This is a genomic window from Hydrogenophaga sp., assembly GCF_965657535.1.
In the GTDB taxonomy this organism is placed as follows: Bacteria; Pseudomonadota; Gammaproteobacteria; order Burkholderiales; family Burkholderiaceae_C; genus Hydrogenophaga.
This window is the reverse complement of the sequence record NZ_CBFHOP010000004.1, coordinates 191,448-216,693: the sequence shown is the minus strand read 5'-3', so window position 1 is coordinate 216,693 and position 25,246 is coordinate 191,448. Positions and strand designations below refer to the sequence as shown.

At 64.1% G+C, this 25,246-nt stretch carries 27 protein-coding genes and 1 tRNA gene; 11 read left to right on the top strand and 17 right to left on the bottom strand.

Annotated elements, in window-relative coordinates; genetic code table 11:
• Positions 1–7: 7 nt before the first annotated feature.
• Together ACTG4K_RS08640 and ACTG4K_RS08635 are read right to left on the bottom strand one after the other, a co-directional pair.
• Positions 8–421 (bottom strand): DUF1161 domain-containing protein, encoded by a 414-nt coding sequence (locus ACTG4K_RS08640; protein WP_439113790.1) that lies wholly within the window; start codon positions 419–421, stop codon positions 8–10.
• Positions 422–440: 19 nt separating this feature from the next.
• On the bottom strand, positions 441–1,655 hold the full coding sequence (locus tag ACTG4K_RS08635) for a 6-phosphofructokinase (RefSeq protein WP_439113789.1): 1,215 nt from the start codon (positions 1,653–1,655) through the stop codon (positions 441–443).
• Positions 1,656–2,089: 434 nt separating this feature from the next.
• Between ACTG4K_RS08635 and ACTG4K_RS08630 the strand changes: the two genes are divergently transcribed.
• Positions 2,090–3,151 (top strand): histone deacetylase family protein, encoded by a 1,062-nt coding sequence (locus tag ACTG4K_RS08630; protein WP_439113788.1) that lies wholly within the window; start codon positions 2,090–2,092, stop codon positions 3,149–3,151.
• Between the two features lie 146 nt (positions 3,152–3,297).
• On the opposite strand, the gene ACTG4K_RS08625 is transcribed toward ACTG4K_RS08630, so the two are convergent.
• Both ACTG4K_RS08625 and ACTG4K_RS08620 read right to left on the bottom strand, forming a co-directional pair.
• Positions 3,298–3,846, bottom strand: a complete 549-nt coding sequence (locus ACTG4K_RS08625) for a DUF3455 domain-containing protein (protein ID WP_439113787.1) — start codon at positions 3,844–3,846, stop codon at positions 3,298–3,300.
• A gap of 95 nt (positions 3,847–3,941) precedes the next feature.
• Entirely contained in the window at positions 3,942–4,544 is a 603-nt protein-coding gene (locus tag ACTG4K_RS08620; protein ID WP_439113786.1) for a ferritin-like domain-containing protein, read from the bottom strand.
• A gap of 246 nt (positions 4,545–4,790) precedes the next feature.
• Here ACTG4K_RS08620 and ACTG4K_RS08615 point away from each other — a divergent pair, with 246 nt between their 5' ends.
• From ACTG4K_RS08615 to ACTG4K_RS08595, 5 genes are all read left to right on the top strand, one after another.
• Positions 4,791–5,735, top strand: coding sequence for a DUF3034 family protein (locus ACTG4K_RS08615; RefSeq protein WP_439113785.1), 945 nt, complete (start codon positions 4,791–4,793; stop codon positions 5,733–5,735).
• Positions 5,736–5,787: 52 nt separating this feature from the next.
• The gene (locus ACTG4K_RS08610; protein WP_439113784.1) at positions 5,788–6,279 is read left to right on the top strand and encodes a group I truncated hemoglobin; all 492 of its coding nucleotides are present in this window, start codon (positions 5,788–5,790) and stop codon (positions 6,277–6,279) included.
• 11 nt (positions 6,280–6,290) lie between these two features.
• Positions 6,291–6,947: a cupredoxin domain-containing protein gene (locus ACTG4K_RS08605; RefSeq protein WP_439113783.1), complete on the top strand. Its 657-nt coding sequence runs from the start codon at positions 6,291–6,293 to the stop codon at positions 6,945–6,947.
• Positions 6,948–7,015: 68 nt separating this feature from the next.
• A complete protein-coding gene (locus tag ACTG4K_RS08600; protein ID WP_439113782.1) occupies positions 7,016–7,588 on the top strand; it encodes a sigma-70 family RNA polymerase sigma factor in 573 nt (190 codons plus the stop codon).
• A gap of 155 nt (positions 7,589–7,743) precedes the next feature.
• Positions 7,744–8,523, top strand: a complete 780-nt coding sequence (locus ACTG4K_RS08595) for an anti-sigma factor (protein ID WP_439113781.1) — start codon at positions 7,744–7,746, stop codon at positions 8,521–8,523.
• Between the two features lie 174 nt (positions 8,524–8,697).
• Here the strand turns inward: ACTG4K_RS08595 and queF are convergent, their stop codons facing one another.
• The 4 genes from queF to yaaA form a co-directional block, all read right to left on the bottom strand.
• Entirely contained in the window at positions 8,698–9,549 is an 852-nt protein-coding gene (queF, locus tag ACTG4K_RS08590) for an NADPH-dependent 7-cyano-7-deazaguanine reductase QueF (RefSeq protein WP_439113780.1), read from the bottom strand.
• Complete coding sequence (locus ACTG4K_RS08585) at positions 9,546–10,445, bottom strand: alpha/beta fold hydrolase (protein ID WP_439113779.1); 900 nt, start codon at positions 10,443–10,445, stop codon at positions 9,546–9,548. The genes queF and ACTG4K_RS08585 overlap by 4 nt, the downstream gene beginning before the upstream one ends.
• A 67-nt stretch (positions 10,446–10,512) precedes the next feature.
• Positions 10,513–11,364 (bottom strand): 2OG-Fe(II) oxygenase, encoded by an 852-nt coding sequence (locus tag ACTG4K_RS08580; protein ID WP_439113778.1) that lies wholly within the window; start codon positions 11,362–11,364, stop codon positions 10,513–10,515.
• 40 nt (positions 11,365–11,404) lie between these two features.
• Positions 11,405–12,181, bottom strand: coding sequence for a peroxide stress protein YaaA (gene yaaA / locus ACTG4K_RS08575; RefSeq protein ID WP_439113777.1), 777 nt, complete (start codon positions 12,179–12,181; stop codon positions 11,405–11,407).
• On the opposite strand from yaaA, the gene ACTG4K_RS08570 reads away from it, so the two are divergent.
• On the top strand, positions 12,180–12,887 hold the full coding sequence (locus tag ACTG4K_RS08570) for a pseudouridine synthase (RefSeq protein WP_439113776.1): 708 nt from the start codon (positions 12,180–12,182) through the stop codon (positions 12,885–12,887). The genes yaaA and ACTG4K_RS08570 overlap by 2 nt on opposite strands.
• Here the strand turns inward: ACTG4K_RS08570 and ACTG4K_RS08565 are convergent.
• From ACTG4K_RS08565 to ACTG4K_RS08555, 3 genes are all read right to left on the bottom strand, one after another.
• Positions 12,884–13,474, bottom strand: a complete 591-nt coding sequence (locus ACTG4K_RS08565; protein ID WP_439113775.1) for a DUF3501 family protein — start codon at positions 13,472–13,474, stop codon at positions 12,884–12,886. The genes ACTG4K_RS08570 and ACTG4K_RS08565 overlap by 4 nt on opposite strands.
• 64 nt (positions 13,475–13,538) lie before the next feature.
• Positions 13,539–14,888: a (Fe-S)-binding protein gene (locus tag ACTG4K_RS08560; RefSeq protein ID WP_439113774.1), complete on the bottom strand. Its 1,350-nt coding sequence runs from the start codon at positions 14,886–14,888 to the stop codon at positions 13,539–13,541.
• A 195-nt stretch (positions 14,889–15,083) separates the two neighbouring features.
• Positions 15,084–15,506, bottom strand: coding sequence for a rubrerythrin family protein (locus tag ACTG4K_RS08555; protein ID WP_439113773.1), 423 nt, complete (start codon positions 15,504–15,506; stop codon positions 15,084–15,086).
• A 292-nt stretch (positions 15,507–15,798) separates the two neighbouring features.
• Here ACTG4K_RS08555 and ACTG4K_RS08550 point away from each other — a divergent pair, with 292 nt between their 5' ends.
• Positions 15,799–16,410 (top strand): VOC family protein, encoded by a 612-nt coding sequence (locus ACTG4K_RS08550; RefSeq protein ID WP_439113772.1) that lies wholly within the window; start codon positions 15,799–15,801, stop codon positions 16,408–16,410.
• 100 nt (positions 16,411–16,510) lie between these two features.
• A complete protein-coding gene (locus ACTG4K_RS08545; RefSeq protein ID WP_439113771.1) occupies positions 16,511–19,417 on the top strand; it encodes a valine--tRNA ligase in 2,907 nt (968 codons plus the stop codon).
• A gap of 27 nt (positions 19,418–19,444) precedes the next feature.
• Here ACTG4K_RS08545 and ACTG4K_RS08540 read toward each other — a convergent pair whose 3' ends face one another.
• The 4 genes from ACTG4K_RS08540 to cysM form a co-directional block, all read right to left on the bottom strand.
• On the bottom strand, positions 19,445–20,485 hold the full coding sequence (locus ACTG4K_RS08540) for an NAD(P)-dependent oxidoreductase (RefSeq protein ID WP_439113770.1): 1,041 nt from the start codon (positions 20,483–20,485) through the stop codon (positions 19,445–19,447).
• A 51-nt stretch (positions 20,486–20,536) separates the two neighbouring features.
• Positions 20,537–20,764 (bottom strand): sulfurtransferase TusA family protein, encoded by a 228-nt coding sequence (locus ACTG4K_RS08535; RefSeq protein WP_439113769.1) that lies wholly within the window; start codon positions 20,762–20,764, stop codon positions 20,537–20,539.
• 94 nt (positions 20,765–20,858) lie between these two features.
• Positions 20,859–21,392, bottom strand: a complete 534-nt coding sequence (locus ACTG4K_RS08530) for an NUDIX domain-containing protein (RefSeq protein ID WP_439113768.1) — start codon at positions 21,390–21,392, stop codon at positions 20,859–20,861.
• A 66-nt stretch (positions 21,393–21,458) separates the two neighbouring features.
• Positions 21,459–22,361, bottom strand: a complete 903-nt coding sequence (gene cysM / locus ACTG4K_RS08525; RefSeq protein WP_439113767.1) for a cysteine synthase CysM — start codon at positions 22,359–22,361, stop codon at positions 21,459–21,461.
• Positions 22,362–22,400: 39 nt separating this feature from the next.
• Here cysM and ACTG4K_RS08520 point away from each other — a divergent pair.
• Positions 22,401–22,487, top strand: a tRNA-Leu gene (locus ACTG4K_RS08520).
• A 2-nt stretch (positions 22,488–22,489) separates the two neighbouring features.
• Here ACTG4K_RS08520 and ACTG4K_RS08515 read toward each other — a convergent pair.
• Positions 22,490–23,212, bottom strand: coding sequence for a glycoside hydrolase family 24 protein (locus ACTG4K_RS08515; RefSeq protein ID WP_439113766.1), 723 nt, complete (start codon positions 23,210–23,212; stop codon positions 22,490–22,492).
• A 79-nt stretch (positions 23,213–23,291) separates the two neighbouring features.
• Here ACTG4K_RS08515 and ACTG4K_RS08510 point away from each other — a divergent pair, with 79 nt between their 5' ends.
• Complete coding sequence (locus ACTG4K_RS08510; protein WP_439113765.1) at positions 23,292–24,269, top strand: calcium/sodium antiporter; 978 nt, start codon at positions 23,292–23,294, stop codon at positions 24,267–24,269.
• Between the two features lie 13 nt (positions 24,270–24,282).
• Here the strand turns inward: ACTG4K_RS08510 and ACTG4K_RS08505 are convergent, their stop codons facing one another.
• Positions 24,283–25,209, bottom strand: a complete 927-nt coding sequence (locus ACTG4K_RS08505) for an NAD-dependent epimerase/dehydratase family protein (protein ID WP_439113764.1) — start codon at positions 25,207–25,209, stop codon at positions 24,283–24,285.
• Positions 25,210–25,246: the final 37 nt, after the last annotated feature.

The following is a 25,246-nucleotide window of genomic DNA, read 5'->3' as shown; positions in this document are numbered from 1 at the left end:
CAGCGCTTCAGTTCTTGCAATTACCGCCGCGCACCACGCTGCCGTCTTTGCACTCGGTCAAGATGCCGTCGTCCTGGGTTAGGCGCTGTGGGCTGGCGGGCTGGGCCGGTTGCGCCGCCTTGGGTTGAGCCGGTGTGGTTGCGGGTCCCGTTGCGGGTGCCTTGACCGCTGGCGCCGTCTTGGTCGGCGCAGCGCCCTTGGCGTAAACAATTTTTCGGGTGCCATTGCCACAGGTGCCTACCACGCCACCTGACACCACAGCGTCGGCCGGTACCACGGTCAAAGCAAAGCCAGTGACGCCTTTGGCCGCAATTTTGGCCTGAATCTGCGCGCGCAGCGGCTCGCAGTTGTCTGGTGTCTGGGCCGCGCCTGGGTTGGGCAGCAACGCCAGAACGAGCGAGAAAAGAATGGGATGGATCATGGTTACGCTGTCTTGGGACTTAAGGGTTGAGCACCTTGGCCACCGGGTTGTCACGCAGGCGGTAGGCGTCGGGCATGTCCGAGCCCAGCAGCGGACGCAGGTACAGGCGAAAGGCGTCGGTCACGTCGGTGCCGCTGGCGGCGATGAATTCGTCTTCCATGGTGCGCGTCTTGCCGGCCACTGCGTCCAGCGACAGCAGCTCGTAGTCGGCTGAATAAAAGCCAGTGCGCTTGATCGCCACGGAGCCGTCTACGCTGCCCCACATGGCAAACTGCACCGCCTTTTCGCCCACTTCGCGCGCCTCGCGCTGGTCCACGTCGCTCACGCAGCCAATGAAACTGCGTTGCAAATAGCCAAACGTGTCACCCCGCACGCGTTTGATGCCCAGCTTGGCCTTGATCGCTTCGCACAGCAGGTCAGCCAGCGCGCCGGTGCCCGAGAGCTGCACGTTGCCGTGCGCGTCCTTCTCCACGTCCTTCGCCAGCTGGGTGATGATGGGCTGGCCCGACGCATCGTGAATGCCCTCGCTCACCGCAATCACGCAGCGGCCGTAGCGCTCGTACGTCGCCTTCACGTCGGCCAGAAATTTTGGAATCTCGAACACGCGCTCGGGCACATAAATCAGGTGCGGTCCGTCGTCCGGAAACTTCTTGCCCAGGGCAGAAGCGGCGGTGAGAAAACCCGCGTGCCGGCCCATCACCACACCCACGTACACGCCTGGCAAGGCCGCGTTGTCCAGATTGGCCCCGGCAAACGCCTGCGCCACAAAGCGAGCCGCCGAAGGAAAGCCGGGCGTGTGGTCGTTGCCCACCAGGTCGTTGTCGATCGTCTTGGGGATGTGAATGGAGCGCAGCGGGTAGTGGGCCTTGCGCGCTTCTTCGCTCACGATGCGCACCGTGTCCGAAGAATCGTTGCCACCGATGTAGAAAAAGTGCTCAATCTCATGCGCCTTCAGCACCTTGAAGATTTCCTGGCAATAGGCCAGGTCGGGCTTGTCGCGCGTGGAGCCCAGCGCCGAAGACGGCGTGCGCGCCACCGCTTCCAGGTTGTGGCTGGTCTCCTGCGTCAGGTCCACAAAGTCCTCGTCGACGATACCGCGCACCCCGTGGCGCGCACCGTAGACGCGCTTCACATTTTGAAAACGCCGCGCCTCCAGCGCCACACCGACGAGCGACTGGTTGATCACAGCGGTGGGACCACCGCCCTGGGCGACGAGGATTTTTCCGGATGACATCGGGGCGTGCTCCTTGAAGGATGGCGAGAAAACAGAGGCTGCGGTACGCGGTCGAAAAGCACGGGCACATAAGCTCAACGACGAACGGATTTGCGAGCACATTGTCGCGCCAGATGGACCATCCGATACAAAGAATCCTCCAAGGCGAAGGCACCGCCGAGGTCGAAGGTGCTCAGCCCAGAACCACCGGGTTAGCCGGCTACAGAGCCCCGATGAGGCAAGGCAAACCCTAACCAGGCCAGGCAGGGCTGCAGCAAGGTGCCAGCCAGCCGGCCAGGCACAGGCGTTGTTGGGGGCGGGAAAGGTGCTGGGGTGGAGGCGCCGGAGGCGGTGAACCAGCGCAATGGGCTTGGTGGTGACCGCCCGAACGGTACCTCGCATGGATGGGCCCATTGGCGCCCGCTGCTGGCGCGACCCGTGCGACACTGCGGCGCATGAAAACCTTCCACAACCCCCACCACGCCCTGCACCAGGGGCGCGAAGAAATGTTCCGCGGCCGTATGGTGCCGTGCCACGAAGTACCGGCGCGGCTGGACTTTGTGCTGGACGAGCTGCAACGCCGCCCGCTGGGCACGCTGGAGACGCCCGATTTGAACGACGCTGAACTGGACGCCGCCATTGCCCGCGTGCATGCGCCGCGGTACACCCAGTTTCTGGCTGGCGCCTGGGACGAATGGGTGGCCATGGACCCCAACAACGCCCAGCGCGACGCCCTGCCCTCGGTGTGGCCTCTGGGCAACCGCCACGGCTTTCGCACCGATGTGCTGCCCACCAACTTTGCGGCCCGGCTGGGCCTGTTTTCGTTTGACTCGGGTTCGCCGCTGATGGCGGGCACCTGGGCGGCGGCGCGGGGCGGTGCGGCGTGCGCGCTGGGTGCAGCGCGTGAGGTGCTTGGCGGCGCACGCAGCGCGTTTGCGCTCACACGCCCACCCGGCCACCACGCGGGGCCTGACTTTTTTGGTGGCTACTGTTTTTTGAACAACGCAGCCATTGCCGCGCAAGCTTTGCGTGACGGCGGCAAACAGCGCGTGGCCGTGCTGGACGTGGACTACCACCACGGCAACGGGACGCAAACCATTTTTTACGAGCGTGCAGACGTGCTCACGGTCTCCATTCACGGTGACCCGGCCACCGAGTACCCGTTTTTTCTGGGCCATGCGGACGAACGCGGCGCGGGCGCTGGCGAAGGCTTCAACCTCAACCTGCCGCTGCTGCGGGGAACAAACTTCGGCACCTGGCGCGCGGCGCTGGGCCAGGCGCTGGACGCGGTAAAAGCCTTCAAGGCCGATGCGCTGGTGGTGCCGATGGGCCTGGACACATTTGAGGGCGACCCGATCTCGGGATTCACGCTGCAAAGCGCCGACTACTTTGCCGTAGGCGAGGCACTGGCCAGAGCGGGCCTGCCCACGGTGTTCACGTTTGAAGGCGGCTACGCGGTGGATGCGGTGGGCACCAACGCGGTGAACCTGCTGGAAGGCTTCAACCGCTCCATCTGAGCGATTTTTCAGCGATCCGTACAGCAGGAACCACGCCCCCGCATGAAGCAGGGCCAACCGAGACGCACCGCCGGGCTGGCTCGTTCAGACAGCCAGTGCCGCCCCCTTGGAGGGGGTGACGCGGCGCGGCGCGGGGGGTGTTCACATCAAACTGCCTTCCAGAAGATGTAGTCGGCCTGGTAGTTGACGATCTGCTGGCTGCCCAGGTTGCCCGCGCCACAAGCCATGGCCGGCGCCACACCGCCTTGGGTGGCCACGCGCTGGATGTAGCTCACGCCCTGCATCGCGCCCATGCCCATGGCGGGGTTGGCTTTCACCAGTTGCAGCGGGATGCTGCCTGCCATGGCAGGCGACACGGCAAGCTGGGTGGCGGTGAGCTTGGAGCCGTCCAGGCTCTCCCAGGTGGCGGGCGGGCCGTAGTACCTTCCGACCTGCTGGCCGTTGCGGCTCATCAGCTTGGCATCAGGCCCCGCAAACACCCACTCAAACTGACCGGCCATGTCTTTCTTGGCCCGGCACTCGTAGGTGATCTGGCCCACACCCACGGTTTCCATGGCCACCTTGTGGCCGGCAGGCACCTGCACCGCAGCGGGCAGGCTGGCCTGCGAAAACGCCGCGGCGGGCGCGCTCATGTTGGAAGCACAGGCCGAAAGGGCGAGCGCTGCGGTGGTAGCCAGGGTGGTTTTGGTAAACATGGAATAGCTCCTCGTTGCGGTTAAAAAAACAAGCACATCTGACAGCGAAAAAGCCGGGCGGGCCGACGCCAGCCCCGGCCCGCAATACACGGGGCTCAGGCACCAAACGACAAAGCGCCGGCGGGCAGCGGACGGCCCAGCGCGTTGTTCAAGATGGTGAAGTGCATGGTTTCGTCGGCAGCCAGGCGCGCAGCCACTTTGGCCAGGTCGCGGTTGCCCAGCGACGGAATGACGCTCAGGTAGGCGTTGGTGGCACCCAGCTCCAGGCGGGCGGCCAGGTCGAGCACGTCAGCCTGGCTTTTCAGAGCGCCCGCGTTCAGCGCTTTGGCGTAGGCGTCAAGCGTCATTTCAGCCACCGGCTTGCCACCCAGTTTCTGGATCGTGGCCACCAACGCGTCGCGGTGGGTCTTGTGGTGGCCCTGGAACTGCACCGCAATGTCGAGCACGGGCTTTTGCAGCAGGCCGCTGCCGGCACCCAGCTGGTACGCGTTGATGGCTTCGTGCTCTAGGCCCAGCGCCACGTTGAGGATGGCCACGTCTTTGGACGTGTCGGCGCTCATGCCCTGGGCCAGCACATCTTTGCCGGCGAGCAAGGCCACAGCCACGGCAGACAGAGCGCCGCCGCTGCGCATGAAACCGCGGCGTGAAGCCGGCGTGGCGATGAGGGAGGAAGAAGAAACGGGGGTGATGTTGGACATGGTTTTTCCAGTGAAGCGTGGGTTTGAAAGAAAGGACGAGGCCAGGAAGCCGCCGGTGCACCGGTGAAGGTTTTTGCACAACCGACGTGCTGGATACGCAGGCCGTCTCTGCTTTGGATTCACAAACCCCTTCCATCCACAAGGGTTTTGTTGGAACTGAATCCAGCCAGTGAGCGGCTGCGTAACCAGAACGCCAGATGCACTGGCTGTTTCGCAAGCCTCTTGTCCAACCGAATCCCAACACCCATGACACACCACATCCCCACCCTGCTTCGCATGCCCCTGGCCTTGCTGCCCCTGGCAACGGCCGCCTTGCTCGCCGCCGCGCCCGCCCAAGCCGACACCGGCAAACTCTTGCTCACCGGGGGCGTGAGCACGGTCGAAGGCGCCGCCGGCGGTGGCCTCACGCCCTGGGCCGTCATTGGCAGCCAGGCCACCGAAGGCGAAACCGGCGTGTCTGCCTTTGTGAGCCGCGCCACCACGCAGGACTACGGCCTGACCGTGGTGGGCGCGGCGGTGGGCATCAACGACCGGGTGGAACTGTCCATTGCCCGGCAAGACTTCAACACCGGGATCACCGGCACCCTGCTGGGCCTGCCCGGCCTGCACCTGAAGCAAAACATCGTGGGCGCCAAGCTGCGCGTGGCGGGCGACGCCGTGCTGGACAGCGACACGCTGATGCCGCAGATTGCGGTGGGCGTGCAGCTAAAAAACCTGCAGCGCAGCGGGCTCGACGGCACGCTGGATGCCCTGGGCGCCCAACGCGACGGTGTGGACGTGTATGTGAGCGCCACCAAGCTGTTTCTGGCGCAAGGGGTGCTGGTGAACGGCACACTGCGCGCCACCCGCGCCAACCAGAATGGCCTGCTGGGTCACGGTGCCAAGCTCGGCGGCGCGGACAACGGCTACGAGCTGCAACCCGAAATTTCGGTGGCCTACCTGCTGAGCCGCAACGTGGCGGTGGGCTTTGAATACCGCGCCATGCCCAACAAGCTGCAGCGCGCGGGTGCTGCTGCGGGCTTGGGCAACGGCCTGCGGGCCGACGACTGGAAAGACATCTTCATTGCCTGGGCGCCGAGCAAGAACGTGTCGCTCACCGCCACCTATGTGGACCTGGGCCGCATCGTGCCCGCCACCACCAAAAACAAGAAACAGACCGGTGTGTACCTCTCAGCCCAGGTCGCTTTCTGACCGTTGCCACCACACCAACCTGCCCAATCACATCTCTTTTTGGACCCATCCCATGAAAACCTTCATTACCTCTGCCGCCCTCACCTTGCTCGCCATGGGCAGCGGCCACGCCTTGGCACAGTCAATGGCACTGAAAGCCACGGCGCCGGCCACCTCGCCCGCAAGCGCCTACCCCATGGCACCGGCCGCCGGTCTGTACCAGGCCTTTGGCGAACAAGCCGGTATCCGCGCGCTGATGGACGATTTTGTGGTGCGCCTCAAGGCCGACCCGCGCATCGGTGACCAGTTCAAAGACACCCAGCTCGACAACCTGGCCAAGCAACTGACCGACCAGGTGTGCCAGCTCGCTGGCGGCCCTTGCGTTTACAAAGGCCCCGACATGAAAGCAGCCCACGCCAACATGGACGTCACCCGCAGCCACTTCAACGCGCTGGTGGAGGTGCTGCAAATGAGCATGAACGCACGCGGCATTCCCTTCTCGCGCCAGAACCAGTTGCTGGCGCTGCTGGCCCCCATGCACCGCGACGTGGTCACGGTTCGCTGAAAGCCACCGCCATGCAAACCCTTATGAAGTGTGCACAGGCTCTAACCTGGTTGGCACTGGCCGGGGCGGCGCAAGCGGCCACGGTGCAGGTCACGGTGCTGGCCCGCGACGGCAAACCCCTGGCCGACGCGGTGGTGGTACTGGAGCCCGCCAGTGGGCAACCGCCGCGTGCACCGGCGCCGGTGCAAACGACCATCACCCAGCAAAAGATGCAGTTTTCGCCTGCGGTCAGCGTGCTGCCAGTGGGCTCGCGCGTGCGCTTCACCAACCAGGACAGCTGGGAACACCATGTGCGCGGCACGCCCGCCGGCCTGGCGGGCCTGAACGCCCCCGTACAAGCGGGGTTTGAACTGCGGCTGGCCGGCAAACTGGAGGGCAAGGAACCCAGCAGCGCCGACGTGACGCTGGACAAGGCCGGTCCCCTGCAGCTGGGCTGCCACCTGCATGGCTCCATGCGCGGCTTTGTGTTTGTGGCCACCACGCCCTGGGCGGTGAAGACCGGGGCCGACGGTATGGCGGTGCTGCAAGACGTGCCCGAGGGCGCCGCGCGGGTGCGCGTGTGGCATGCCGACCAGCTGCTGGAGTTGCCAGCCACAGCCATCAGCGTGTTACCGGTCACCGCGCTCAGCGTGCCCACCCAGGTGGTGCCGCGCCGGCGCCGTTTGTGATGGGCTGGCTTGGTCATTGGGCAGCCTTTGCGCCGGCAAAGGCTGCAGGCTTGCCCCACAATGCGCCCATGCAAGACGAACCCGATGCACAACTGATGGGCCTGCTGGACCGCGTGGCCCGGCGCGACGAGGCCGCACTCAAGGCGCTCTACGACATGACCTCGGGCAAACTCTACGGCCTGTCGCTGCGGGTGGTGCGCAACAACGAGTGGGCCGAAGACGCGTTGCAAGACACGTTTTTGCAGATCTGGCGCACCGCGCCCGACTACCGCGCCACCCTGAGCCCGCCCATGGCCTGGCTGGGCCTGATCGTGCGCAGCCGCTCGCTGGACCTGCTGCGCCGCCGCAAGGCCGAGCGCGAACACCTGACCGACGAAATCGACGACACCATGGCCGACACACTGGCCGGCGACTCGCCCAACCCCATGGACACCAGCCTGGCCAGCCAGCAGGCCTGGGCCTTGCACCAATGCCTGGGCAAGCTCGAGAACAAGCAGCGCGAGGTGGTGAGTCTGGCCTATTTGCGCGACCTGAGCCACGGCGAGCTGGCCACACAGCTCAAGCTCCCGCTGGGCACGGTAAAAACCTGGATACGGCGCGGGCTGGACCAGCTGCGCAACTGCATGGCGAGGTATGCATGAAGTTATCGGAGCACCCCCCGCGCCGCTTCGCGTCACCCCCCTCCAGGGGGACGGCACTGGCCGTCCGGCAAAGCCGGCCCGGCGGTGCCCTTGGATTGGACCGCTTCGTGCGGTGCGCAAGGCGCTCCGGTGCCAAGAGAGATTGAAACCTGCCCATGAACTTGTCCCAACACCCCGAACTGCTCGACAAACTGGCCAGCGCTTACGCGCTCGGCACGTTGCGCGGTGGCGCACGCCGCCGGTTTGAGACCCTGGCCCGCGAACAGGCGCCGGTGCGTGCAGCGGCACTCATCTGGCAAAGCCGCGTCGCCAGCATGAACGAGCTGCAAAACCCCAGCACACCGCCCCCAGCCGTGTGGACGCGCATTGACAACCTGGTGCGCGCCGACGGCGAACAAGCCGCCATGACTGCCGCCCGCGTGCAGGCGGCGAAACCCGCGCCGGGCGGCTGGCTGCGCAGTCTGGCACTGTGGCGCGGCACCACCGTTGCGGGGGCGCTGGCCACGGTGCTGGCGGTGGTCACCGCCGTGGGCCTGCGCGACAACCTGGGCGCACAGGTGGATGAGCTGCAAGCGCAGCTGTCGGCCCAGCCGCAGATCGAATACGTGGCGGTGCTCAACGATGATCAGGCCAGCGCGTCCATGCTGGTCACGTTTGACCCGAAAAACGGCCGCCTGACGCTGCAGCGCGTGGGCGGCTACCAGGAAGCGGCCGACAAGTCGTTGCAACTGTGGGCCTTGCCACCCGCCGGTGGCCCGCGCTCACTCGGGGTTTTGAGCCCAGACAAATTGCTGCAGCTGGCCGCCGACCAGCGCGACGTACGCGAAGTGCCCGCGCTGGCCATCAGCCTGGAGCCCAAAGGCGGCGTGCCAAGCGAAACTGGCCCAACCGGACCGGTGTTGTTCAAGGGCGCGCTGATCCAGAAGATGCTTTGATCCAGCCCACCCCCGCCGTGCTGCGCGCGCCCCCCTTCAAGGGGGCGATGTGAGTGGCCCGGCAGAGTCGGCTCCACCGCATCCTGGGTGGGTGCACGGCGCTCCGGGCAAGCTCCAGCCGCGCTGTGAGCGACCTTGTCAAAAGGTGATCAGGTCGCGTTGTGGCAGATGCGGCTACTGCCGCGCGGTGCGCACATTGGCGGGCGGCAGCTGCGGGTGGCTGCTGCGCCAGGGGTTGATGTCGAGCCCGCCGCGGCGCGTGTAGCGCGCGTACACCATGAGCTTGGCGGGTTTGCAGCGCGCCATGATGTCCATGTAGATGCGCTCCACACACTGCTCGTGAAACTCGTTGTGGTTGCGAAAGCTCACGATGTATTGCAGCAGCCCCGCCTGGTCAATCTGCGGGCCGCTGTACCGGATCTGCACCGTGCCCCAGTCGGGTTGGCCCGTCACTAGGCAGTTGCTTTTGAGCAGGTCGCTCACCAGCGTTTCCTCCACCGGTTTTTCGTGCAGCGCGGCGCTCAGCAGCTCGGGCGCAGGCTGGTATTGCGTGCACTCCACGTCCAGCCGGTCAATGCACAGGCCGTCGAGCTCCTGCACCGGCTCGCAGTCAAACAGCTCGGGCAGCAGCAGGCGCACGCCGGCCGTGATCTGCACCGGACCACCGTGCCAGATGGCCGCACTGATGTCGTTGCGCATGCGCTCGCGCACCGCGTCGGCGTTTTCAAACCGGGTGTTGTTCAGGCTGTTCAGGTACAGCTTGAACGACTTGCTTTCAACAATGTGCGTGCTCTCGCACGGAATCGTGATGTGCGCCAGTGCCACCTGGGGCTTGCCACGCAGGTTGAGCCAGCTGAGTTCAAACGCGGTCCACATATCTGCACCGAGAAACGGCACGCTGCCGGCTATGCCGATTTCGCGCCGCTTGGCCTCGCGCGCCAGCGGGTACAGCAGCGAGGGGTCGTACTGGTCGATGTAGGCGGATGCCTTGCCCAGCTGGGAGTGTTCGGGTGTGTTGGAGTTCATGCTGGCTTGGTCGTGGTTGCAGCGTTGAGATGCGGAACAATGTGGTTGGCCAGCAGGGTGGCCACACCCGGCGGCCAGTCGTGGCCCATGCCCTGTATGGCTTCAAAACGGGCGCCGGGTATGCGCGTCGCCGTGTCCTTGCCACAGGCCATGGGCACCAGCGGGTCGGCCGCGCCATGGATGACCAGTGTGGGGCAGGCAATACTCGGCAGCAGGGTGTGGCGATCCCGGTCGGTCATGATGGCGAGCAACTGGCGCGCCACACCTTCGCGGTGGTAGCTGCGCTGCACGCCGTCCAGCAAGTGCTGGCGAAAAACCGGCATGTCTTGCGGGTAGGCCGGGCTGCCAATGAGGCGAAAAATGCCGAGCGTATGTTCCACCACGTCTTGTGGCGATGGGCTTTTGGGCCGCGTGACCATGGTGCGCGACACCTCGGGGGTGGGACCGGGCAAGCCCGGTGCGCCGCTGGAACTCATGACGCTGGTGAGGCTGAGCACACGCTCGGACGCGGTGGCCGCAATGCGCTGCGAGATCATGCCGCCCATGGACACCCCCACCAGGTGCGCACGCGCCACACCCAGCGCGTCCAGAATGCCCAGCGCGTCTTGCGCCATGTCTTGCAAACCGTAGGCCGAACGCAAGCTCAGCCCCAGGCGCGACTTGACAAACTGCCACAGCAAGTTGGGCTCCCCCAGCGCATCGAGGTGGCTGGACAAACCGATGTCGCGGTTGTCGTAGCGGATCACGCGGTAACCCGCCTCCACCAGCGCGGTCAACAGCCGCTCGGGCCAGGCCGTGAGCTGCATACCCAGCCCCATGGTGAGCAACACCGCCGGGGCCTGGTCGTCGCCCGCCGTTTCAACTTCAAAACGCAGGCCGTTGCTGGCAATTCTCATGGGGTTCCTGTGCGCAAGGCATGGGCGGGCGTGGTTGACCACCGCATCACATGGGGGCGTGCCGCCGTCATTCAAACACACGCTCGCGCAACCACTTGGTGGCCACCCACTTTTCACCTTCGATCACCGGGGCACCGCCATGCAGCGTGCCGGTGGCAGGGTGCGGGCGGTCGTAGCTGAAGAACACCGCATTGCCGCGCACTGGGGCCACTTCGAGCCCGGCGTCCGGAAAGACGGTGCCGCCACCACGGACGGGCTCACTCAGGTACATCACCAGCGTGGCCACGCGCTGGCCTCCGCGTCGCAAGATGGTGGGCGTGCCCGGCTCGGCGGGGTCAAAGTAGTCGTAATGCGGTTTGTATTGCGCGCCTGCGCCATAGCGCAGCACCTGCATGCCTTCGCCGTGGTCCACCGGCCAGTTCACCAGCCGAGCAATGCGGGCTTCAATGCGGGCGAGCAGCTCGCTTTCACCCCGGCTGAAAAACATGCCCTGGCTGGTGCGGTCGGGGTTCAGCTCTTCACCGCCGGTCTGGGTCTGCACCGTGAGCGAACGCGTCAGCCGGGGGCGCGCCGCCGCTACCAGCGCATCGCACTCGTCTGCACTCAGCAAATTGCCCAGCACCACCACGCGCGGCGTTGCCAAGGTGGCGACCACGTCCACCCAGCGGTCGCCGGCGTCGATCTGGCGCGGCGACAGGGCCAGGTCCAGGTCGGGCAAGCGCTGGCCCTGGGCCGGCGCTGCAGCCGTGCTGGCCTGTTGGCGCTGGTGAGCAGCCCACTCGCTATCCAGTGCGACGGCGGCCAGCTCGGGCTGCCAGCCGGCTTTCAGCAAAGCGTCCAGCAACGACTGCCGTGAATGGCCTTCAGCAGCCTGCTCTTGCAGCCAGCTGCGCAGTTCGGGCGTGATGATCTGATGCATGGGTGAAACTTCGGCAAAAGGCGCTTGGGCTCTCAGACATTCAGGCCTTGTGCTCGCGCCGGAACACCAGGCGATCGGGCTCAGAGGCGGCAGGCACAAAACGATAGCCCTCCAGGTCAAAGGCTTTGAGCTGCTCGGGCGTGCTCAGGCGGTGCTGCACGGCGTAGCGGACCATGAGACCGCGGGCGCGCTTGGCCATGAAACTGATGATCTTGTAGCCATCGCCCTTTCGCTCTTCAAACGCACAGGTCACCACGCGCGGCTTCAGCGCCTTTCGGTCCACCGACTTGAAATATTCCTCACTGGCCAGGTTGACCACCACCGGACTCAGGTCGGCCGCAGCGCGTGCGTTCAGGTACTCGGCGATCTGGCTGCCCCAGAACTGGTAGAGGTTTTTGCCCTGCCCGGTGGGCAGGCGCGTGCCCATTTCGAGGCGGTAGGGCTGCATCCAGTCCAGCGGGCGCAACACGCCGTAGAGGCCGCTCAAAATACACAGATGCTGCTGCAGCCAGTCCAGATCGGGCTCGGTGAGCGACTTGGCATCCAGTCCCTCGTACACATCCCCGTTGAAGGCCAGCACCGCCTGCTTGGAGTTTTTGGCTGTGAACTTGGGCGCCCAGGCGGCGTAGCGCGCCACGTTCAGGCCCGAGAGCGGGTCCGACAGCTTCATCAGCTCGGCAATCTGCTGCGGCGACTTTTCGCGCAGCACGCCAATCAGCTCGCTGGCCTGCTTCACAAACAGCGGCTGGGTGTGGACCGACACATGCGGCGGGGTCTCGTAATCCAGCGCCTTGGCCGGGGACAATAGAAACAACATGCTGGACATCCTTTACATCGACGATTATCTTGCAGCGGTGAACAAGCCGCCCGGCCTCTTGGTGCACCGCACCGGGCTGGACGCCGGTGAAACCCGCTTTGCCCTGCAGATGCTGCGCAACCAGCTGGACCGCCCGGTGTGGCCCGCGCACCGGCTCGACAAAGGCACCAGCGGCGTGCTGCTGTTTGCGCTGAGTGCGGCCACCGCGCGCACGTTGGGCCAGGCTTTTGAGGCAGGTCATGGCCTGGAAAAAACCTACCAGGCGGTGGTGCGCGGCTGGCCAGCCCCCGAAGGTTTCACCGACCACCCGCTCAAGCGCATGCCCGACGACATGCGCAGCGAGCGCGAGGAAGTGCAGGCAGCCCAGACGCGCTGGCGCACCCTGGAACGCTACGAACTGCCCCTGCCCCAGGGCAACTTTGAGACCACACGCTGCGCCCGGGTCGAGCTGCAGCCGCTCACCGGGCGACGCCACCAGCTGCGCCGCCACATGAAGCACATCGCCCACCCCATCTTGGGCGACGCCACACACGGAAAAGGTCCGCTGAACCGCGCTGTGGCCGAGTTGCTGGGCCTGCAGCGCCTGTGGCTGCACGCACACACGCTGGCGCTCAAACATCCCGCCACCGGAAAGCCGCTGCACATTGAAGCGGCGCTGGACGCAGAATGGGCCGCCTGGTCGGCCGGAGATTGCGCGCAGGGTTAGCGCAAATCGCCCGCCAGGCTGGCCAGGGTTTCAGGCGGAATCTGCATGTGGGCCGGGTAGTGGGTGTGGTCGCAGCCCAGCTTGACAGCGCCACCAGCCTTGACCGATGCGCACATGGCGGGGGTCAGTTCAAACCGCACGAAATGCACCGCGCTGGTTTTTTCGTCGTTTTCACGGTCCAGGTCTTCGTCGGCAATGGCGTACACACGGGCGTGGCCTTCCACCTCCACAAACATGCGGTCTTCCACGCCGATCAGCCGGGCCAGCTCGCGCTTGCGCTCGTTGATGTCGGTGTACTCGATCATCATGGTGGCCTTCCAGTTGGCGCCGTCGGGCACCAGCGGTGCATAGGCCTCAATCTCTTGCTGAATGCCCTCTTCTTCAAAGATTTTTTCAATACGCAGCATCTCCTGAATCTGGTAGCGGATGGTGGTCTCGCTTTCAAACTGCAGGTTGATGTGTTCGCCCAGTACCACGCTGCGCAGCTTGCGGTGCGCCATGATTTCTGGCTTGTGGAGCTTGCGCCACTTGGTGTAGGCCTCAAGACTCATGAGGCTCTCAGGGGTGATGTTGCCGGTCAGTTGCATGGGGGTTTCTCCAAATAAAAGCTGAAACAGGTGTCACAAAAACGCAGGCTGCCTGCCGTGTCACTCACTTCAAGCCATATGCCTTGGCCACCAGGCTGATCGGGTGCTGCAGCTCGGGCGCGCCCAGGCCGTTCACCTCGAAGCCCTGCGCAATGTGGTGACCACCCAGCGGACAGTCCGAGCTGATGAAGTCGGGCTTGGTGCCGTCTTTCATGGTGGCCATGGCCTTGAACACGGGTTTGCCGATCTTCATGGCGGTCTGGTGGTAGGCCTTCTTCACGCCAAATGTGCCCGCATGACCCGAACACCGCTCAATGGTGTTGATGGTGGTCTCCGGAATCATCTTCAGCATTTCTTCCGTCTTTTTGCCGATGTTTTGCACCCGGCCGTGGCACGGAATCTGGTAGCTCACGTTGCCCAGTTTTTGCGGAAACTCGGTCTTCAGCAGGCCGTCGCGCTTGCGGGCCATGAAGTACTCAAACGGGTCCCACATGTGCTCTTTCACCAGCTGGGTATCGGCATCGTCCGGGAACATCAGCGGGATTTCCTGCTTGAACATCAGCGCGCAGCTGGGCACTGCGGCCAGAATGGCAAAACCGTCTTTCGCGTACTTGGCCAGCACCGGGATGTTGGCCTCTTTGCTGGCCTGCACCGACTCCAGGTCGCCCAGCTCCAGCTTGGGCATGCCGCAGCACTTTTCCTTTTCCACAATCACATAAGGCACATCGTTGTGGTCGAGCACCTTCAACAGGTCCAGGCCAATGCCGGGCTCGTTGTAGTTGATGTAGCAGGTGGCGAAAATGGCCACTTTTCCGGGTGTTTTGGCGCCGTCCACCACGGCGGTGGCTTTGGCTTCGGGCGTACCAGAGCGGAATTTTTGGGTGGCCAGCTCGGGCAGCCAGGCGTCTTTGTCCACGCCGGCCACGCGTTCCAGCACGTTGCGCATCACCTTGGTTTTGTTCAGCGCATTGGCCGCCTGCACCACAATGGGAATGCCCGCAAATTGGCCGTGCACGTCGGTCGAGGCCAGAAACTTCTCGGCCGCACCCACCTCACCTTTTTTGAACTTGATGGCCTTGGCGCGCAACATGGTGTGCGGGAAGTCCAGGTTCCATTCATGCGGCGGGGTGTACGGGCACTTGGTCATGTAGCACAAGTCGCACATGTAGCACTGGTCCACCACCTTCCAGTAGTCCTCCTTGTCAACCCCGTCGACCTCCATGGTCTTGCTCTCGTCCACCAGGTCGAACAGCGTGGGAAAGGAACCGCACAAGCTCACACAGCGGCGGCACCCGTGGCAGATGTCAAAAATCCGCTCCAGCTCGTCAAAGCATTTTTCTTCGTCGTAAAAGTCGGGGTTTTTCCAGTCCAGCGCGTGCCGGGTCGGCGCTTGCAAGTTGCCTTCGGTTGCCATGTCTCTGCTCCTCGTCTGTGCGGGTTTTTCGTGGGTTTTTGGGAGCGCTCAATCAAACGCTTTCAAAAACGCCCTCCGGTAGAAGGGCAATTCAACCCCAGGGCGCCGCGGACCTGACTTTGCCAGGCAGCCAGCGCCGCCCCTTGAGGGGCTGAGCTGGCCACACAAAGTGGGCCAGCGATGGGGGTGGGCCTATCAGTCCACCAATTCGTTCAAGGCCTTCTGGTAGCGGTTGGCGTGTGAACGCTCGGCCTTGGCCAAGGTTTCAAACCAGTCGGCCACTTCGTCAAAGCCTTCTTCACGGGCCGTCTTGGCCATGCCGGGGTACATGTCGGTGTACTCGTGGGTTTCGCCCGCCACGGCCGAAGCCAAGTTGTCGCGGGTGGAGCCAATCGGCAGGCCGGTGGCAGGGTCGCCCGACTGCTCCAAAAACTCCAGGTGGCCGTGGGCGTGACCGGTTTCACCTTCGGCGGTGGAACGGAACAGCGCAGCCACGTCGTTCTGGCCTTCCACGTCGGCCTTGTTCGCGAAATACAGGTAGCGGCGGTTGGCCTGCGATTCGCCAGAGAAGGCGTCTTTCAGGCATTGCTCGGTTTTCGAGCCTTTCAATGCGGGCATGTTTATCTCCTGTTCGTGGTTGAAGAAAGACCCAGCGGGTCGTCCGGCGTGGGCCAGCACCCGTTGGGACCACGACACCTTACGCCGGGTAGAGAGGTCCGTCTAATTGTTCTGCCCTATTCAACACATTGCCTCAAACTATCAAAAAATATCAATTGATAACCATTCTCAACACAATCGACAGCTGTGCAGAAAACCTGCAAGCTGTGCAGGCAATTACATGTCTAAAAATTTCTTTTTAAGAAATGCATTGCACAATGTTGAATTACGAGACCAATCTTAGGAGACCCGCATGACCCCCAACAACCTGCCCCCACCAGCGCCGGTGCAGCAGCTGCACCACTACGCCTACCGTGCCAAAGACGCCGAGGAAACGCGCCAGTTTTATGAGGACATTCTGGGTCTGCCGCTCTACCACATCATTCAAAGCGACCACGTGCCCAGCACCGGCGAGTACTGCCCGTACACGCATTTTTTCTTCCGCCTGCAAGACGGCTCGTTCATTGCCTTTTTCGACCTGGGGGATGACGTGGCCGCCCTGCCCAGCCCGAACACGCCGAAGTGGGTCAACCACATCAGCTTTCGTGTGAACACCGAACAGGAGCTGGAAAACACCAAGGCCCGGCTGCAGGCCCATGGCATTGAGGTGCTCGGGGTGACCGACCACCACATCTTCAAAAGCATTTATTTCTTTGACCCGAACGGTATCCGCCTGGAACTCACCGCCCAGCTGGCCGACGAGTTCGAAATGCTGGAAGAGAGCAAGACCGCGCACGCTCGACTGGCCGAATGGACCGCGCGCAAAGAACAGTGGCGCCGTGAACGTGCCGAAGGCAAGACGGCCGCGCCGCTGAAGCCCCAGCAAAACGACCGACCCGAGGTGGTTGCCCGCAGCCAGAGCTGAAGCGACGCCCGAGTGGGATCGGTCGAATAAAATTGGCTGATTCCCGAGCTTTCCCTGACGGCGCCCTTCGGAGCGCCGTTTCATTTTTTGCGCCCATCCCATGTCTGACACCTTGCACCAACCCGGTCTGCTCTCTCTGTCCAAATCGTTTGAGCCTGCCGCGCTCGAAGCCCATTGGGGCCCGGAGTGGGAGCAGCGCGGCTACGGTGCGGCTGGCTTCCGGGGCACCGGGGCGCCGGTAGAAGGCGCACCGGCATTTGCCATTCAGCTACCACCGCCCAACGTGACCGGCACGCTGCACATGGGCCATGCGTTCAACCAGACCATCATGGACTCGCTCACGCGATACCACCGCATGAGCGGTGCCAATACCGTCTGGGTGCCCGGCACCGACCACGCCGGCATTGCCACGCAGATCGTGGTGGAGCGCCAGTTGCAGGCGCAAGGCATCAGCCGGCACGACATGGGCCCCACGCCCGCCGAGGCGCGCAAGAACTTTGTGGCCAAGGTCTGGGAGTGGAAGGAAGAAAGCGGCAACACCATCACCACGCAGATGCGCCGCATGGGCGATTCCGTGGACTGGAGCCGCGAGTACTTCACCATGGACCCCAAGCTCAGCAAAGTGGTCACTGAGACGTTTGTGAAGCTGTACCAGCAAGGCCTGATCTACCGCGGCAAGCGTCTGGTGAACTGGGACCCGGTGCTGATGTCGGCCGTGTCCGACCTCGAAGTGGAAAGCGAAGAGGAAGACGGCTCGCTCTGGCACATCGCCTACCCGCTGGTCAACGGTTCTGGCCACCTGACCGTGGCCACCACCCGCCCCGAGACGCTGCTGGGTGACGTGGCCGTGATGGTGCACCCCGAAGACGAGCGCTACAGCGCGCTCATCGGCCAATATGTGAAGCTGCCACTGTGCGACCGCGAGATCCCGGTGATTGCAGACGAGTACGTGGACCGCGCCTTCGGCACCGGCGTGGTGAAGGTGACACCCGCGCACGACGCCAACGACTACGCGGTGGGCCAGCGCCACCAGCTGCCCATCATCGGCGTGCTGCACCTCAACGCCACCATCAACGACAACGCGCCGGAAAAGTACCGCGGTCTGGACCGCTTCGTAGCACGCAAGGCCGTGGTGGCCGACCTCGAAGCCGCCGGCTTGCTGGTGGAAGTAAAAAAGCACAAGCTGATGGTGCCGCGCTGCGCCCGCACCGGCCAGGTGATTGAGCCCATGCTGACCGACCAGTGGTTTGTGGCCATGACCAGCAAGGGCAACGAACACAACACCAGCGGCACCTCGATTGCCGACAAGGCCATCGCTGCCGTGCAGTCGGGCGAGGTGAAATTTGTGCCCGAAAACTGGGTCAACACCTACAACCAGTGGATGAACAACATCCAGGACTGGTGCATAAGCCGCCAGCTGTGGTGGGGTCACCAGATCCCCGCCTGGTACGACGAGCAGGGCCAGGTGTATGTGGCGCGCAACCTCGAAGAGGCCCAGGCCCAGGCGGGTGCTGGCAAAACGCTCACGCGCGACGAAGACGTGCTCGACACCTGGTATTCCAGCGCATTGGTGCCCTTCTCCACCATGGGCTGGCCAGACCAAGGCGACAAGCCTACCGACGACTACAACCTTTACCTGCCCAGCAGCGTGCTGGTGACGGGCTACGACATCATCTTCTTCTGGGTGGCCCGGATGATCATGATGACGACGCACTTCACCGGCCGCGTGCCGTTCAAGCACGTCTACATCCACGGCCTCGTGCGCGATGCGCAGGGCCAGAAAATGAGCAAAAGCGAAGGCAACGTGCTCGACCCGGTCGACCTGATCGACGGCATTGACCTGGCCCCGCTGCTCGACAAGCGCACCACAGGACTGCGCAAGCCCGAAACCGCGCCTAAGGTGCGCAAACAGACCGAAAAAGAATTCCCCGACGGCATACCGGCCTACGGCGCCGACGCGCTGCGCTTCACATTTGCGGCACTCGCTTCGCTGGGCCGCAGCATCAACTTCGACAGCAAGCGCTGCGAGGGCTACCGCAATTTCTGCAACAAGCTCTGGAACGCCACCCGCTTCACGCTGATGAACTGCGAAGGCCAGGACTGCGGCCTGAAACAACACACCAAGGCCGACTGTGAAGTCGGCGGCTCTGCCCACGGCTACCTGGCGTTCAGCCCGGCCGACCGCTGGATCGCGTCTACCTTGCAGCGCGTGCAAGCCGATGTGGCCAAAGGCTTTGCCGAATACCGCCTGGACAACGTGGCCAACACGATCTACCAGTTCGTCTGGGACGAGTTCTGCGACTGGTACCTGGAAATCGCCAAAGTGCAGATCAACACCGGCAACGAGGCACAGCAACGCGCCACCCGCCGCACGCTGATTCGAACGCTGGAAACCATCCTGCGGCTGGCGCACCCGGTGATTCCCTTCATCACCGAAGAACTCTGGCAAAAGGTCGCGCCCGTGGCAGGCCGCGCTGGCCCATCGGTCAGCATCGCCGCCTACCCGGTGAGCCAGACCGAGCGTATCGACGAACAAGCCGAGGCCCATGTGGCCAAGCTCAAGGGACTGGTGGACGCCTGCCGCAATCTGCGCGGTGAAATGAACGTGTCACCCGCCACCCGGCTGCCGCTCTACGTGCTGGGCGACACCACCTTCATGCAAACCGCTGGCCCGGTGCTGCAGGCGCTGGCCAAGCTCAGCGAAGTGAAGGTATTTGAAGACGAGGCCGCTTGGGTTGCTGCCGCGCAATCGGCGCCGGTGGCGGTGGTGGGCGAAGCACGCATGTGCCTCTTCATGGAAATTGACGTGGCCGCCGAAAAGCTGCGCCTGAGCAAGGAGGCCACGCGCCTGGAAGGCGAAATCACCAAGGCAGGCGCAAAGCTGGCGAACGAAGCATTTGTGGCGAAAGCGCCGCCAGCCGTGATTGACCAGGAGAAAAAGCGGGTGGCCGACTTCACCGCCACGCTGGCCAAGGTGCGCGAGCAGCTGGCCCGACTGGGGAACTGATCGGCTTGGCGCCGTCAGCGCTGGGTTTCAGCGCTTGTGGAGCTCCAGGGAACTCCACTGCGACGGCGACACCGCCTGCGGGTCTTCCTGGTCGGCGTAGTCCAAGCTGTCGAGAGCAGAAAAGTCACTCTGCCCGGTTGCCGGCTTGACAACCTGGGGCGCCAGGCTTTCGTGGATGCGGTGTGCGACGTACCAGCTGGCGCGCAGCTTGGCTTCGCGCGTGTGCGAGCCCAAGCGCGGCGTCAGGTGCAGATTGGGCACGGCATGCAGCGGGGTGCCCTCGGCCACAAAGTTGGGGTTGGCGCCATCGAGCAAGCAGGCGTCAATGCGGCCGTCACACAAGGCATGCGCCAGGGCCTCCGCATCAAACAGCGAACTGCGGCTCACCCCCACCCACAGCTGCCCCGGCTTGCAGTGGTTCAGCAGGCGCTCGTTGATCCATCCCTTGAAACGCGAGGCATACACCACCTGCAGCGACACAGCGTCAGAGCGGGCCAGCAGATCTTGCGCTGTGGTGGGCTCAACCCCCAGTTTGTCCCAGATGGGTGCGGCGTGGTGCACCGCCGGGTCGTAGCCCAGCAGCCGCACACCCAGGCCTTTGAGCATGGGCGCCAGCGTGTGTGCTACCGGCGCCAGCCCCAGCAAGCCCACGGTGCTGCCCGCCAGCTCGCGGCCCATGCGCACCTGCGAAATCTTGCGCCCCAGCAGGGCGCTGATCATGCCCCGGCGGTACAGCATGAGCAGCCCGTAGAGCAGGTATTCGGCGTTGGAACGCACCGTGGCACTGCGCGCCTGGATCACCCGGACTTGGCGGCGCGAGCAGGCGTCGAGATCGGTGTTGTCGCTGGAAATCTGCATGCGCGCCACCAACTTCAACTTGGGCGAAAAGTCCAGGAACTCCTGCGACACGATGACATGCGGCGGCAGCACAATGGCGCGCGTCTTGTACATGTTCTTGCGCAGCCCGATCGGGTCGTCACCGAGCTCGGGCCGGTAGCTCACTTCATGGCGCTCCTGAAGCCAGCCAAGGGCTTCAGGCACCAAAGGATCAACCAGCAGGACATCCATGTTGCGCGGTTGTCTTGGGAATGCTGGTCGGTCAAAAAACCAGCGTGCCGATCAGCGGCGTTTCAGCAATGTGAAATGGTCGCTGCCCACGGACTGCTGCTCAATCAGCTCGTTGCCCGTCTGTTTGGCAAAGGCCTGGAAGTCACGCACCGAACCGGCATCGGTGGAGATCACGCACAGGGTTTGGCCGCTGAGCATATCGGACAAGGCTTTCTTGGCCTTCAAAATGGGCAGCGGGCAGTTCAGGCCACGGGCATCGAGTTCTTTGTCGGCTTGCATGGGGTGTTCCTCAGGATGGCTGATTCTAAGCGGGCAGACGCGTCTGAAGCAGGGCGCGGTTTTGTGCGGCCGGTGAGTCCCGGCCCAGGGCTACTCAAAGGCTGGACGGTGAAGCATCCAGAAACACGGGCTCAACGCCCCGGCCACGCAGCCAGTCGGCCAGCGCAAAGCCGGTGCCGGCGCGCCAGCAGCGCACCTGCTCGGGGCGCATGAGCTTGTATTCAAGCAGCTCTGGCGACAGCAGCACCTCGCCATGGGCCACCGCGTGGTAAGTGATCAGCACTTGGTTCATGCGCTGAAAATCGTGCACGCCCACCAGAGTCAACTGACTCACCTGCAAGCTGGTTTCTTCGGCAATTTCCCGGCGAATGCCGTCTTCGGGGGTTTCGCCAGCCTCCATGAAGCCGGTGATGAGGCCAAACATGCGGTTTTGCCAGGCGGCATTGCGCGCCAGCAGCACCAGACCATCCACCTCGACAATGGCCGCCAGCACCGGCGTAGGATTGTTCCAGTGGGTAAAACCACAGGCCGCGCAGCGCAAGCGGTGCGTCAGGCCACCGTCTTCCTCTTTGCCGATGACGGCCAGCGGCCCGGTACAAGACGGACAAAACCGAAACTCGGTGTTCATGCCATCAGCCTTTGATGTTGAATGGGATCTTGGCCTGAACAGCCCGTCTTGGATTGAAACAGCCCATCAGGCAGGGAAGACGCCGGTGGACAGGTAGCGGTCGCCACGGTCGCACACAATGAACGCGATGGTGGCGTTTTCCACCTGCTGCGCCACCTGCTGCGCCACCCAGCAAGCGCCAGCGGCCGAAATGCCCGCAAAAATACCCTCCTCGCGGGCCAGCCGGCGGCACATGTCTTCTGCGTCGGACTGACTCACGTAAATCAGCTCGTCCACCGCACTGGGCTCGTAAATTTTGGGCAGGTATTCCTGCGGCCATTTGCGAATGCCCGGAATGCGCGAGCCCTCACTGGGCTGGGCGCCCACGATGCGAACCGCCGGGTTCTTTTCTTTCAGGAAACGCGATACGCCGGTGATCGTGCCGGTGGTGCCCATGGCGCTCACGAAATGGGTGATGCGCCCAGCCGTTTGCTCCCACAGCTCGGGGCCGGTGGTCTCGTAATGGATGCGGGGATTGTCGGCGTTGGCGAACTGGTCAAGCACCCGCCCCTTGCCGTCGGCCTGCATGCGGTCGGCCAAGTCGCGGGCCGACTCCATGCCGCCGCTCTTGGGGGTCAAAATCAACTCCGCGCCAAACGCCTTCATGGTCTGCGCCCGCTCAATCGACAGGTCCTCCGGCATGATCAGCACCATGCGATAACCCTTGATGGCGGCCGCCATCGCCAGCGCAATGCCGGTGTTGCCCGACGTGGCTTCAATCAGTGTGTCACCGGGCTTGATCTCGCCGCGCTCTTCAGCGCGCCGAATCATGGACACTGCGGGCCGGTCTTTCACCGAACCGGCCGGGTTGTTGCCTTCGAGCTTGCCCAAAATCACATTCCCTCGCACGGCGTTTTCTGCCGCACCAATGCGCTGCAAGGCCACAAGCGGGGTTTTTCCAATGGAATCTTCAATGGTTGGGTAGTTCATGGTCAACACTGTGCCATAATTTGTGGCTTACGAATTGCCGCCCGGGTGGTGAAATTGGTAGACGCAGGGGACTCAAAATCCCCCGCCAGAGATGGCGTGCCGGTTCGATTCCGGCCCCGGGCACCAAATCAAGGCCGTGCAGCTTCTGCTGCACGGCCTTTTTGCTGCGCGTCAGGCACAGAAGGTTTGTCTTTGGCGGACCGGGCCAGCTCGTCTTGAAGCACGCGTTGGTAAACCCGGGGCAGCTCGCGGCTCATGCTGTTGTCCTCAAGGCCATAGCCCAGGCTGGTCCAGGTGCCGGACAGCCGCCGCAACACCGGCTGCACCCGCCCCTGGCGCAGCTGGGCAGACAGATTGCCCCAACGGGGCTCGGACAACCAGGCGTACACCACGGCGTCCTGGTAGCGCGGCGCAAAGCTCAGTTGCGTGGCATCCAGGGGGTCGCTGGTGCGATCGGGGTGGTGGCGTGCGGCCAGCTCGACCCAGGTGCCCGCCAGCAATTGGTAGCGCCCGGCCGCAGTGGAGCAGTTGCCTTTATTGGGTCCGCGCCCGATGGGTTCGCAGCGGTTGGGGTGCCGCTCCAGCGTCCAGACGTACCGACCGCCGTAGAGTACGTTGTAGGGCCGCAACACGTTGGATTCACTTGCCGAAATGGTGCGCATGAGCGCCCGCACATAGGGGTCTCCGCCCTGCATCACCAGCGCACGGGTGCCCGGCATGAGCACCACCGGGCGCCACCACCACAGCAACAACAGCATCAGCGCTGCCACGCTCAGCGCAGCACCCATGCGCCAGCGCAAGGCTGCGCCGGGCTGGCTGGGTTCGGAGCGTGAAGAACGGGGTGTGAACATGTCGCCTTGAAGGAAAGTGGCCGCAGCTGCCTGAGACAATACGGATTGTCCAACACCACGCCACTGCGCACCGCTCAACATGCTGCTGCCCTCACTTGCCATCCTCGTAGGCCTTGCTTTGCTGGTCTGGAGTGCCGACCGCTTTGTGGAAGGCGCCTCTTCGACAGCGGGGCATTATTCCGTTCCGCCCTTGCTGGTGGGTATGTTGATTGTGGGTTTTGGTACCTCGGCACCTGAAATGGTGGTATCTACCCTGGCTGCCAGCCAGGGCAACCCCGGGCTGGCGTTGGGCAACGCCTGGGGCTCCAACATCGTCAATATCGCACTGATTCTGGGGGTGACGGCCCTGATCTCACCCATCATCGTCCACTCGATGATTTTGCGCAAAGAGCTACCCATCCTGGCCGCCGTGACGGCGTTGTCGGCCTACCTGGTTTGGGACGGCCAGATCACCCGGCTGGACGCCTGGGTGCTGCTGGCGGTGTTTGGCGTGCTGGTGACCTGGTCCATCGTGGAAGGCATGCGCGGCGGCGGCGATGCGCTGGCCGTTGAAACGGCTACCGAGCTGAAAGCGCATGCGATGCCGCTGAAGCGTTCGCTGGTGTGGCTGGTGGTGGGCCTGCTGGTGTTGGTGGGCAGTTCGCGCCTGCTGGTTTGGGGCGCCGTGAGCATTGCGCAGTCGCTGGGTGTCAGCGACCTGATCATTGGCCTGACGGTGGTGGCCGTGGGCACCTCACTGCCCGAACTGGCGTCGTGTGTGGCCGCTGCGCGCAAAGGCGAGCACGACATCGCGCTGGGCAATGTGTTGGGCTCGAATCTGTTCAACACGTTGGCGGTGGTGGGCATTGCTGGTGCCATTTCGCCCATACAGATAGAGGCCGCCTCAATCACCCGCGACCTGCCCGTGATGGTGGGCTTGACGCTGGTGCTGTTCGTGATGGGATGGGGCTTTCGCGGGCGCCAGGGGCGCATCAACCGCTGGGAAGCCGGGGCGCTGCTGGCGGCCTACCTGGCCTACACCGGCTGGCTGCTGAGCACCATCTCGCCAGCCGCCTGACCGGGCGCACCACTTAGCCGGGCTGAGCCAACCCCTCTGCCACGGTGGGGAACTGCAGGCGCAGGCGCAGCTCGGTTTTCATGCGCTCGTTGTGCAGGCGACGCGACTCGCTCATGAAACTCAACAGCATCAGCGGCAGTTGGTCGCTCGCCGTATCGCGCCCGATGCGGGGCGGGCGCTGCAGGCCATAGAGGTCGGCGGCCAGGTCGAAGTAGTCCCCCATCTTCAGCTGGGTATCGTCCACCACGTTCACATTGCGCTGCGGCCGCCCGCGCCACAGCGCCAGCACGCAAGCGCGCGCCAAGTCGGTGGCGTGTATGTGGTTGGTGTACACGTCATCACTTTCGCGCAGCACCGGTGTGCCGCGCAGCAGGCGCTCGCGCGGCGTGCCGCCGGCCCGGTCGGGCGCGTAAATGCCCGGAATGCGCAGCACGCTGGTGCGAACGCCGGTGGCGCGCCCCAGCCAGTGCACGGCAGTTTCGGCATCAACCCGGCGCCAGGCGCGCGGGGTGCGCGGCTGGGCGGGGGTGGCTTCGCTGACCCAGCGGCCCTGCCAGTCGCCATAGACACCGCTGGTAGACCCATACACCAGCGCGGCCGGTACCGAGCGCTGTGCCAGCACACGCACCAGGGCTCGGGTACGCGGGTCCAGCCGCCAGTCGGCTTGCTCACCCGAGGGGGGTGGCGCCAGGTGCAGCACCCGGGTGGCCAGGCCAGCCAGCCGCTGTAGGCTGCGCGCGTCGTCCAGGTTACCCAGCAGGGGGGTGATGCCCTGCGCGCGCAGGCTGGCGCGTCGCTCAGGCGACGAGGTCAGGGCCAAGATGCGGGTGCGCGCACCACCGCCGAGCACGCGGGCAGCGCGCTGGCCGACATCACCACAGCCAATGATCAAAACCCGCTCACGCCGAAAGCGTGCGGGCAAAGCGCCAAGTAGGCTCATGCGAATTCCGAATTTGCGACAATAGAAAATGACCGGT